The following is a 9,704-nucleotide window of genomic DNA, read 5'->3' as shown; positions in this document are numbered from 1 at the left end:
CTGGTGGCTAGCAATGACAAAAAGTATTCGTCAACTCAAGCAAAAATCTGCTCACTCCAGTCAAAGTGGTTTCACTATCTTGGAGTCTTTGATCGCAATTGTTGTTGTTGCTATCCTGCTCTCCGCGATCGCGCCTGTGATTGTGCTCTCTGTAGCAACCAGGGTGCAAGCGAGAAGAGTAGAGCTAGGCACTCAAGCCGCCAGAGCTTACATTGATGGTTTGCGATCGGGGAGCATTACCCCTCCCCCTCCTGCTAACGTAGCTATTGATCCCAATATCGCTACTTTTAATAGCTATGCTGCACCCACTCCATCTGCATTAGCTTGTGCCAATAACAACTACTGCACAACTCCAGCTCCAACAGCAGGTTTGTATTGCTTCGATGGCAATGCTGACAACGTCTGTCAGAACAATAAACCAAATGATCTAATCATTCAGGCTGTTCGCTATAACTCCACTTCTGTAGATGCTGCAAGAGGCTACCTTCTAGGGGTTCGGGTTTACCGCGCCGATGCCTTCCGAGACACTAATACGATCCTAAGAAGTGATACTTCAGCTTCAGGTAGGAGAGCACAACAAACCTTTCGGGGAACTTTAGGACAGCGTAAATCCCCCATCATCGAGCTAACAACCGAAGTTAGAGCAAGCGCGAGTTACGATAATTTCTGCCAACGCCTTGGCGGTTGCAACCAGTAATCAAGGTATTAGCTTCAAGCTAAGTTTTGCCAATTCAGTATTTAGTAAAACAGGGGAGAACCGCAGATATGATCAGCAGCCTTAGGTGGCTTATTAAGACTCAGCTCAACCGAGTGAAACTGCCTCGATCAAAAAGTAGCGGCTTTACCCTGATCGAATTGCTGGTAGCGATGATTATCTCAGCGATCGTTCTTAGTGCCTTGCTGACTTTCATGGTTGATATTCTCCGGACAGATCGCCGAGAGCAGGCAAAGTCAAGCTCCGAACAAGAATTGCAAGCAGCTCTAGATTACATCACTAGAGATCTCCAGCAGGCAGTTTACATCTATGATGCTACGGGTGTTGCTGCAATTAGAAACCAGTTGCCTGATCCATCAGCTACAGATGAAATGCCAGTCCTGGTTTTTTGGAAACGTGAGTTTCTTCAAAATGCACGTCCAGTCTCCACGGGCTTTGATGACCAGTTCGTTTATTCCTTAGTAAGTTACTATCTGATTAAAGACCCTAGTTGCCAAACCTCTTCTTGGTCTTGCACTGCTAGAGTTGGCAGGTTTCAAGTTAAAGATGGCATTTCCACTGAGTCAGGTTATCTAAGCGGTTATGAGCCTGATGCTGGATTTAGGCTCTTTAGTATTGGTAGTTCTAATAGTATCTCTACTTCCATGAATCAATGGACAAAGAATGGCACTTACTCTACAGGAATTGATACCCTAGTTGACTTTGTTGATCACACGAAAATAAGTGATGTTTCTGCTGGTGCTCAAACTGCTCTAAATCCTGTTTGTCCATCCAATACCCAGCAGATTCCTCAATATGGTAGTGGTAGCGGTGGCTCAGTTGCTACTGAGGCCTTTAAAACAGGGAGCTTTTATGCCTGTGTTGATTCAAGTAAAACGATCGCCAAAGTCTACCTGCGAGGCAACGCTTTTGCTCGCACGTTAAATAAGAGCCAAATGGCGAGTCGAGCACAGTATAGGCAAACCCTTTCTCCTTTCTTTCCAAATGTAAGTGCCCAGGTCCAAGGACGGGGTTTGTTAGGTTCCAATTGACCGCTAGATCTTAAGTTGGCGAGAGTTAGCAAGTAGGAGAGTCGAATGCAAAATTTCAAATTATCTAAAACCTTATCTCGATTCTCAGGCGGTGCAGCCACTCGTAAAAATGCACTACATGGCTTAGGGCGATCGTCTCAAGCTGCTAACTCCGGTTTTACCTTGCTGGAACTTTTGGTGGTTGTAATTATTATTGCCGCGCTCGCCGCAATCACAGCTCCTGGCTGGTTAACTTTCGTGAATCGCCAGAAAGTTAGCAAGGCTCAAGATCGAATTTTTTCAGCACTTCAGGATGCCCAAACCACGGCTAAAAAACGAAAATTAACTTATCAAGTTAGTTTTAGAAGGACTACAGCTGGTGTGGCGCAATACGCGGTTCATCCTTCCTCCGTTCTTGCGGCTAATCTAGATGCAAACGCCTGGAAGAATCTTAGCCCCGAAGAGAGCGGCAGAAATAAAGCAGGCCAGTTATGGGTTGGAACAAATATTAGTTCCTCTGGGATCAACAAGTCTGGTACTCCAGGTGCCTTAGCATCAGGGAGCTATGCCAGCGTTGTTTTTGACTACTTCGGTACTCTTCCGATTGGTAGCGATACAGGTTTAGATATTACTATAGCTCTACCTCAAGGTAATAACTCAGCTCAATCAATCCAAGGCACCAAGCGATGTGTCAAGGTTACGTCTCTACTAGGTGCAATGACCACGGACCGTGCCTCTGGGTGCAGCTAAATTTTATAAAACTTGTTTTTTAGTTTCAAGATTGCTACCGTAGAAAATTCAAATTTCTGGGCACCTTAAGTAAGATTCCAATGCTTGCATGGGTGCTCTTGTTTTATGAGATTTTACACTTACGATTTCTTCTGGAAGTTTTTTTGCCGTAAATCAGAGAATGAAGAATTAGTTAACTCAGGATTTACACTTCTAGAAGTTTTGGTAGTAGTTCTAGTAATAGGTAGCCTTAGTGCGATCGCCGCTCCAAGTTATCTAGCTTTTTTGAATATTCAATCCCTCAACTCTGCTCAAAATGCAGTATATCGATCGCTGCAAGAAGCCAAAAGCAATTCCATCCGCCAAAAACTGACTTGGCAGGTTAGCTTTCGTGAACAAAATGGCATGTCTCAGTGGGTAATTCATCCTCAAAACACAAACCCATTGCTATTAAATTGGCACAACTTGAGCCCTACCGTACAAATTGATGATGCAGAAACTACGTTCACGCAAAGTGGTGGTATCTGGCGGGTCCAGTTTAACTACAAAGGCAACGTGAATGGACAGCTTGGACGAGTAACCTTAGCGTCTCGTCAGGGAGGTAAAGCGAAGCGCTGTGTGTTGACCTCTACCCTAATCGGCGCAATTCGTACAGCTAAAGAAAATCGTTCTCCACAGAACGGAAAGTTTTGCTATTGAGCTAAAAAATAGAACTCCCATCACTTGTAAAACAGAGAAGGGCGTAGCTCTACAAGTAATGAGAATTTTTGCCAGTGTAAAAGAAATTAATTGGCGTTCAGTGTTTTTGCCTTAGCCGCTTCTGTTTTTTCGCGATCGAGCTTCAAAATGACAACGCCTAAAGGTGGCAGACATAGGTCTATTGAGTAGGGGCGATTGTGGTAAGACCATTCTTCTGTCCATTTACCCCCTAAGTTACCCATATTGCTGCCACCGTATTTGCGGGCATCACTATTAAACAACTCTGTATAGAAACCTGCTTCTGGTACTCCAATCCGGTAGTGGGCGTGAGGTTGAGGTGTAAAGTTGCAGATGGTCACTACGAAATCATCAGAGTCCTTAGCTTTACGAACAAACGAAACTACACTGTGACGATTATCGCTACAATCAATCCACTCAAACCCATCAGTCGAGAAGTCTTGAGTATAAAGTGCAGGTTCACCTCGATAAAGATGATTGAGGTCACCTAGAAACTGCTTGAGTTTTTGGTGAGAGTCGTGTTGTAAAAGGTGCCACTCCAAGTCAGCCCAAACATTCCACTCACTCCACTGACCAAACTCCATACTCATGAATAGAGTTTTCTTGCCGGGATGGGTGAACATGTAGGCATAGAGACATCGCAGGTTCGCAAATTTTTGCCACTCGTCTCCTGGCATCTTGCCAATCATGCTACTCTTGCCATGCACAATCTCGTCGTGAGACAGCGCTAACATAAAGTTCTCGCTGAAGGCATACATGATGCTGAAGGTGAGATTGTTTTGATGGAACTGGCGAAACCAAGGGTCCATGTTGAAGTAGTCCAGCATGTCATGCATCCACCCCATGTTCCACTTGAGGTTGAAGCCTAAACCACCGACATAAGTGGGCCAGGAAACCATGGGCCAAGAGGTAGACTCTTCAGCGATGGAGAGTACACCCGGAAAATAACTAAAAATGGTGTGATTAGTTTGACGTAAGAAATCAGCGGCTTCAATGTTTTCTCGACCACCGTATTGGTTAGTCAACCATTCTCCTGGGTTGCGACAGTAGTCGAGATAGAGCATGGAGGCGACTGCGTCTACTCGGATGCCGTCGATGTGATATTTGTCGAACCAGAAGAGGGCGTTGGCCACTAGGTAATTCCGGACTTCATGCCGACCGTAGTTGAAGACTAAGGTACCCCATTCTTTGTGTTCACCTTTTCGAGGATCTGCATGCTCGTAGAGACAGGTGCCATCGAAGTTGGCTAAGCCGTGACCGTCCTTGGGGAAATGTCCTGGGACCCAGTCCACAATAACCCCAATACCGTTTTGGTGACACTGATCAATGAAATACATCAAGTCTTGAGGGGTGCCATAGCGGGAGGTGCAAGCGTAGTAGCCAATGACTTGATATCCCCAAGAGCCATCAAAGGGGTGCTCGGCGACCGGGAGAAGTTCAATATGAGTAAAGCCTAATTCTTTGACATAAGGGATCAGGCGATCGGCCAATTCTCGGTAAGTCAAGAAGCGCGCCCCAGGCTTGAGGTCTGAGACGAGCACCACAGGCTCAGCTTCACCATTGGGGAGTCGGGCTGGCTCGGCGGAGGAACCGTGTAACCAAGAACCCAGATGGACTTCGTAGACTGAGATGGGTTGGGTTAGCGGTTCTGTGTGGCGACGCTGCTCCATCCAATCTTGATCATTCCAGGTGTAATTATCTAGGTTGGTGACAATGGAAGCTGTTTTGGGGCGAATTTCTTGCTGGAAACCAAAGGGATCAGATTTTTCGTAGATGTGTCCCGCTTGGTTTTTAATTTCGTATTTGTAGCGATCGCTCTCTCCCAACGCTGGAATAAACAATTCCCAAATACCAGAAGGCCCCTTCCGCATCTGGTGCTTACGACCATCCCAATGGTTAAAGTCACCCAAAACTGAGACGTTACGAGCGTTAGGAGCCCAAACTGCAAAGTAAACTCCCTGGACTCCCTCTACCTCAGCGAGGTGAGCCCCTAGTTTTTCATAAAGGCGGTGATGGTTGCCTTCAGCGAAGAGATGCAGATCAAAGTCTGTGAGGTAAGGAGAGCGGAAAGCATAGGGGTCGTAGATAACGCGCTCATGCTCTCCCTCTTGGATGCGTAATTGATAATTGGCTAGCTCTGGCGTATCAATCGTGCATTCAAAGAAATGAGGATGGTGGATAGGTTGCATGGCATGCTCTGCCCGCTCCTCTGGAAGAATGACCCAGGCTGCGTCTGCATTGGGCAAATAAGCCCGCACGACCCAGACAGTTTTGCCATCCCGTTGCAAAGTATGGGGACCCAGAACTTCAAAGGGGTCATGGTGCTGGTTCCAAACAATTCGCTCAATTTGCTCAGGGGCGACGGTCATCGACATGAAGCTACCTACCTAAATGAAATTACTGAATACGTTCCTCAAAGGGAAGAAAAGGTTTTGTAATAGGGCGTATGGCTATCCGCTAGAGACTATAGTTTGAGTTTGAATTACAGGAGCTGAAACCTGTAAAGGTGCAAAACCCAATTGTAAAAATCAAGTAATGAACTGTAGTAAACCGTAGCAAATCATAGCTAAAGTCTCAAATCATCTATCGAAATCCAGACATTCTTATGGTATTCAGGAAAAGGCTGCTGGGGTAAATCCTTTTTCCACTAGTAATCTTGACTAATTTCTACAACATCCTGCTGAGGGTTAAATTGAGGAATACCAAGGTAGCGATCGCTTACCAGCCTTACAGCTTGCCGTAGCAGAGTAGGTTAGCGGAGTAAAAAAGGGAAAAAGGTTCGAATAAACCTGCGTAAGCGTAATAGAGTAATCGTTCGCTTGACTTGAGGGGATAGCTTGGGATCAATCGGAGGGCCTGCTTCCAGTTGAGCTTGCAACTCAGCGTACTGAGCTGGGCTTAGCGGCTTACCATCAACAGGCGATCGCGCCTCTATAATAATTTCGGTTCGCAGAATTTCTTCAGGAATATCTTCTGCCGGTGGCAACGCATGAGCAGGGTAATCAGCGAAAGCAGAAACTCCTATAGTAGAACCAATAACGGACGTAGCTCCGAGTCGCAAACCTAAAACTAGTATCTGCTTCTTAGAATTCATCCAGACAGCCTTTTTCTGTCATCCTAAGCTAGAAAGCGGTGATTCTGAACTAAATTGATAATTTTTTTTGACTAACCTAAAAAGCAATAAGCTCACAAGAGCCAGAGGATCACTGCGTGGAATGTTTACCAAGCTTGATCTTTGGACTCCTGTAAGCTACCAGTTTGATTAAAGAGTTGTTGGATGGTTGACCACCCGAAACCTTGGCCCAAGCAAAATAACATCGATATCAGAATCGTACGATGCCAAAGCTCTATCTTGGACGGAGCCTAGGTTGTGAGGAGCAATCTCCTTTTACATACCTTGAAAACAGCTCTCTTAGTTCAGGCAACCTGGGATGCTGGCATAAGAAATGCTGCTTCAGGTATAAGCAAAAACTTAAGGAGAAGTCGTCGGAGAGGTGGTTGGAACTGGCTCTGTCCCGGGGGAAGGGCTAGTGGTAGTATCGCCACCGCCCTCACCACAAGCTCCCAAAGCAGCGGCCAAGCTGAGCACTAGGGCAAGGCTAATAAATTTCTTATTCATACACTCCTCTTTCACTAACTACGACAATTTTCTAGTTGAATACAGCACTGTGTTCACTCATCCCTGCTGGTAACAGCAAGAGACTTGAGTGACTGATTGTTTGGAGGGTAACTCCGAACGGCTCTACACAAAGTAGGTCAGTTCAGGCTGTAGTACCTAACTTTAGCAATTCGTCTACCGAGATTGCTAGGATACCTGATTAGCTACTAACTATAAAACTAGTATTTTCTCAGTTCCTTTAGGTACTCAGTTAGTTGTAGCATAACTTAAGAGCTTCCAGTCTAAGATGACAGAAAGCTAGTTTCTCAGGATGCTCCTCAAAACCCTAGCGGCCAGCCGTGACGGTGCTCTACTCTACAGGCCCCAGCTGAGGAAACTAGGAATCAATCAGGTGGAGGCTTCAGCCTCAAAATAGAAAAAAGCATGAACCTGAGGCACTTGAAGCCGTTACCCAGGCTCGCAGGTTAGCAAGTAAATAAAATTTTTCAGAAGTATAGTTTGTTGCCAAGCCATTTTTGTTGGCAGACCTGAGGGAAACATAAAAACCGGAATTAGAGGGTTACCCAACTTAGGAAATGTCAAATAAACTACTGAAGTTTTTGCCTAAAGGCGTCATCTTCATAGAGATTTCATAAAAGACGCTTGCAAGTCTTATCTAGAAGTGTGCATCGGTCAGATGGTAGACTCTCTAGTGCTTTATGCTCTTTCCCCTGTTGCACCGTGTGTTTCCTTTTACTAACGTTTCCAATCGGTTAGTTATCAGTCAATATCACCAGCAAAACGCGCTTCTGCGTAAAATTGTTGACCGCATCCGTAATTCTTTGGAGTTGAAAGTTGTACTTCAGACAGCGGTAGATGAGGTCAGTACGCTGCTGAATTTGGACTACTGTGCTTTTTTTTGGTACTTCAGTGATACTTGCCGAGTGCAAGTGGTTTGTGAACGGGTGCATAGCGATCGCGGTGGGTCTCAGTTAGGCTACATCCCTCTAAGTGCTTTTGGAGATGCGGCTGAGGCGATCGCGCAGAGTCAGTTAATTGTCAGCTCTGGTGAAGTTTACTCTGCCGCTGGCATTCACTGGCTGAGTCGATGGTTCGCAAAATGGCGAAGCATTGAGAAAGGGTTAAATTTTCAGGTATTGGAAGCAGGGGCTAACTTGTTAGTACCCGTTCAAGATCAAGCAGATTCTATTGGTTATTTACTGTGTCTCTCCGATCAGCCCCGTCGCTGGAAAACGGCTGAGGTTGAGTTTGTGCAGTCTTTGGCGCAACAGCTAGAGATCGCGATTCGCCAAGCCCGACTTTATGAGCAGACGCAACGGCAAGCTCAACGGGAGCAATTGGTGAATCAAATTACCAGCCAAACTCGGCAAAGTTTTGATCTAGAAACAATCTTGACGCAGGCGATCGCGCAACTTCTAAAAGCACTAGAGGCCGATCGCTGTCTAGTTCACCTCGTAGAAGACCACAGTGTAGAGGACCACAGTGTAGAGGACCACAGTGAAGTTGAGCCGTTAGGCAGACAACTAGAACCTGTTCTAGACAAAATTCCTGGAGTGGCATTTCGCCGCAAACACTTGTATGAAATCTGTCGAGATGCTTTCTCTCCTTCTATTGAAGACTTTGATACGCATGGCCCTATCACTCAGTGGGTGATTCAGCACCGTCAGCCTGTAGTAATGATGGATGTAGCTCAGGATCAGCGGGTTGGCCCTTATAACGAGGAATACAAGCAGGCGCAGATTCAGTCTTCGTTGGTGATACCTGTGCAAGCAAGTGGCATTCTGCACGCCATTTTGTACCTCAATCAGTGTTCGCATACGCGCTATTGGTCTGATAACGATCAGCAATTAGCTCAAGCCGTCGCCGATCAGTTAGCAATTTCTATCCAACAGGCCAATCTATACGCTCAGACTCAACAGCAAGCCTTGGAGAGTGCAGCCCAGGCTGAACATTTAGCCAGAACTTTACGAGAACTGCAACTCACTCAAGCTCAGTTAATTCAGAGCGAAAAGATGTCTAGCTTGGGCCAGATGGTAGCGGGGGTCGCTCACGAAATTAACAACCCAGTCAGTTTTATTTACGGCAATGTTCCTTATGTTGAGCGCTACATTGATGAACTGAGCCGAATTTTGGCTGCTTATCAAGCGCACTATCCCCAACCCGCTCCAGAAATCCAAGCTTTGATCGAGGAGGTAGAACTAGGTTTCTTGCTCAAGGACTTACTCCGTATCCTCCAGTCGATGAAAGTGGGTTCCTCGCGGATTCGGGAAATTGTGTTGTCGCTAAGAAACTTTGCTCGCCTAGATGAGTCAGGTCGCAAAACTGTGAACTTGCACGATGGCTTAGACAGCACTTTAGCGATTGTGCAAAATCAGTTGAAAGATGACATTGAGGTGGTGCGACAGTATGGCACTTTGCCTTTGTTAGAGTGCTATCCGCGACAACTCAATCAGGTTTTTTTAAATTTGGTGACTAATGCGATCGAAGCGCTCAGTGGTCCGGCAACCCAGCCCAAAACCATTACGATTCGGACAGAACTCGTGGTGGGTGCGTTAGGAGGGGAAAACTTTGCCCGAATTGCGATCGCGGATAATGGCCCTGGAATTTCTCATGAACTCCAATCCAAGATCTTTGATCCCTTCTTTACTACCAAGGAAATTGGTCAAGGCGCTGGCCTAGGACTGACCGTAAGCTATCAAATTGTGGTCAACCAACATCAAGGGCAACTCCGGTGTGAATCGGAGCCAAGTCAAGGATCTAGGTTTGTGATTGACCTGCCTGTGAAATATTTTCACTTATTGTCCAATCCCCCAGCCTTAGAGCCACTCCCTACTCTAGCGTCTGAGTTTGCGCGGATGGCAGAAGCGATCGCATCGGTGCCAACAGCAATTTCTCCAGAACCATAATCGAGAGC

8 protein-coding genes are annotated in these 9,704 nt (G+C 46.1%); 5 read left to right on the top strand and 3 right to left on the bottom strand.

Annotated elements, in window-relative coordinates:
* Positions 1-13 precede the first annotated feature (13 nt).
* The 4 genes from hpsB (at position 14) to KME12_10540 (ending at position 3,153) form a co-directional block, all read left to right on the top strand.
* Positions 14-697 (top strand): hormogonium polysaccharide secretion pseudopilin HpsB, encoded by a 684-nt coding sequence (gene hpsB, locus KME12_10555; GenBank protein MBW4488216.1) that lies wholly within the window; start codon positions 14-16, stop codon positions 695-697.
* A gap of 113 nt (positions 698-810) precedes the next feature.
* Entirely contained in the window at positions 811-1,746 is a 936-nt protein-coding gene (gene hpsC / locus KME12_10550) for a hormogonium polysaccharide secretion pseudopilin HpsC (GenBank protein ID MBW4488215.1), read from the top strand.
* A gap of 45 nt (positions 1,747-1,791) precedes the next feature.
* Complete coding sequence (locus KME12_10545) at positions 1,792-2,475, top strand: prepilin-type N-terminal cleavage/methylation domain-containing protein (protein ID MBW4488214.1); 684 nt, start codon at positions 1,792-1,794, stop codon at positions 2,473-2,475.
* 105 nt (positions 2,476-2,580) lie between these two features.
* On the top strand, positions 2,581-3,153 hold the full coding sequence (locus KME12_10540; GenBank protein MBW4488213.1) for a prepilin-type N-terminal cleavage/methylation domain-containing protein: 573 nt from the start codon (positions 2,581-2,583) through the stop codon (positions 3,151-3,153).
* Between the two features lie 86 nt (positions 3,154-3,239).
* Here the strand turns inward: KME12_10540 and glgB are convergent, their stop codons facing one another.
* From glgB to KME12_10525, 3 genes are all read right to left on the bottom strand, one after another.
* Entirely contained in the window at positions 3,240-5,546 is a 2,307-nt protein-coding gene (gene glgB / locus KME12_10535; protein MBW4488212.1) for a 1,4-alpha-glucan branching protein GlgB, read from the bottom strand.
* A gap of 377 nt (positions 5,547-5,923) precedes the next feature.
* Positions 5,924-6,208: a hypothetical protein gene (locus KME12_10530; GenBank protein ID MBW4488211.1), complete on the bottom strand. Its 285-nt coding sequence runs from the start codon at positions 6,206-6,208 to the stop codon at positions 5,924-5,926.
* Between the two features lie 435 nt (positions 6,209-6,643).
* Positions 6,644-6,790 carry a hypothetical protein gene (locus tag KME12_10525; protein ID MBW4488210.1) on the bottom strand — a complete coding sequence of 49 codons (147 nt, stop codon included), beginning with the start codon at positions 6,788-6,790 and terminating at the stop codon, positions 6,644-6,646.
* A gap of 698 nt (positions 6,791-7,488) precedes the next feature.
* On the opposite strand from KME12_10525, the gene KME12_10520 reads away from it, so the two are divergent.
* Complete coding sequence (locus KME12_10520; GenBank protein ID MBW4488209.1) at positions 7,489-9,696, top strand: GAF domain-containing sensor histidine kinase; 2,208 nt, start codon at positions 7,489-7,491, stop codon at positions 9,694-9,696.
* Positions 9,697-9,704 lie beyond the last annotated feature (8 nt).

It is taken from the genome of Trichocoleus desertorum ATA4-8-CV12 (assembly GCA_019358975.1).
In the GTDB taxonomy this organism is placed as follows: Bacteria; Cyanobacteriota; Cyanobacteriia; order FACHB-46; family FACHB-46; genus Trichocoleus; species Trichocoleus desertorum_A.
Note: the sequence above shows the minus strand (reverse complement) of the source record. Positions and strands in the feature narration are given on the sequence as shown.

Excerpts from the sequence above, each read along its gene's own strand:
- KME12_10540 (MBW4488213.1), top strand. The coding sequence starts at position 2,581 with ATGAGATTTTACACTTACGATTTCTTCTGGAAGTTTTTTTGCCGTAAA.
- KME12_10525 (MBW4488210.1), bottom strand. The coding sequence starts at position 6,790 with ATGAATAAGAAATTTATTAGCCTTGCCCTAGTGCTCAGCTTGGCCGCT.
- glgB (MBW4488212.1), bottom strand. The coding sequence starts at position 5,546 with ATGTCGATGACCGTCGCCCCTGAGCAAATTGAGCGAATTGTTTGGAAC.
- KME12_10545 (MBW4488214.1), top strand. The coding sequence starts at position 1,792 with ATGCAAAATTTCAAATTATCTAAAACCTTATCTCGATTCTCAGGCGGT.
- KME12_10520 (MBW4488209.1), top strand. The coding sequence starts at position 7,489 with ATGCTCTTTCCCCTGTTGCACCGTGTGTTTCCTTTTACTAACGTTTCC.
- hpsB (MBW4488216.1), top strand. The coding sequence starts at position 14 with ATGACAAAAAGTATTCGTCAACTCAAGCAAAAATCTGCTCACTCCAGT.